Source organism: Mesorhizobium sp. M7A.F.Ca.ET.027.03.2.1 (assembly GCF_003999175.1).
GTDB lineage: Bacteria > Pseudomonadota > Alphaproteobacteria > Rhizobiales > Rhizobiaceae > Mesorhizobium.
The window spans coordinates 1-772 of the sequence record NZ_RZOM01001657.1 but is presented as its reverse complement, the minus strand read 5'-3'; the positions used below and the strand labels follow the sequence as shown (position 1 = coordinate 772).

Sequence of the window (772 nt, the reverse complement as noted above, 5' to 3'; positions counted from 1 at the left end):
CAGAAGTAGATCCTCGCCAAAAACTTGACGCATTAGGGCCTGCATATTGGCTTGCGGGTGGTCATTCGCCTCAAATTTGGTGATGAGGAATTTGGCGAAATCCCAACGCGCACCTGCACCAGCCTCATCCAGGATTTGCATATAAGACGCGGCCAGCTCCAAAAACTTGCCTGTGGAATCGACATCGAGCATGTGAGCCGGCACTGGGATGAGGACCCCGGTAGCGGCCGTGAGCGAGGAAAGCGTAAGGAAATTGAGTGACGGAGCGCAGTCGAGAAGAACGATGTCGTAGCGATCAACGATCTGTTCTAGCGCCTGTGACACTCGAAGAAGGAAACTCGTTCCACCGCTCTTGCGCATCTCAAGGGTAACGGCGGTTTCGAATTCTGTCAGCTCAAGACCGGCGCAGATGACGTCGAATCCGATGATATGTGTCTGATGCACAATTTTTTCTGTTGGCACCGGATCGTCAAACCGGATCGCCGAGTAAAGGGTGTCACCTTCTCGGTAGTCAAATCCCGGTAATGCTCCTTGCAGACTGGTTAACGACGCCTGGGGATCCATGTCGACTGCGAGAACGCGATACCCACGAAGTGCCAGCCAGTGACCCAAGTGAATAGTGGTCGCTGTCTTGGACGATCCGCCTTTGAAGTTGGTGATCGCGATTATCTGGCAGTCTTCGCCATCAACGCGACGAGGATTGATCCACTTCTTTCGCGCCTTTTCCGCCAGATGCATCCGAAGCTCAAGCACCTGCCCCACGGAATATAGG

1 protein-coding gene is annotated in these 772 nt (G+C 53.8%); it reads right to left on the bottom strand.

Going from position 1 to position 772, the window contains the following annotated elements:
• The coding region (repA, locus tag EN750_RS37140) for a plasmid partitioning protein RepA (protein WP_127399467.1) at positions 1–772 on the bottom strand (772 nt) is incomplete at both ends.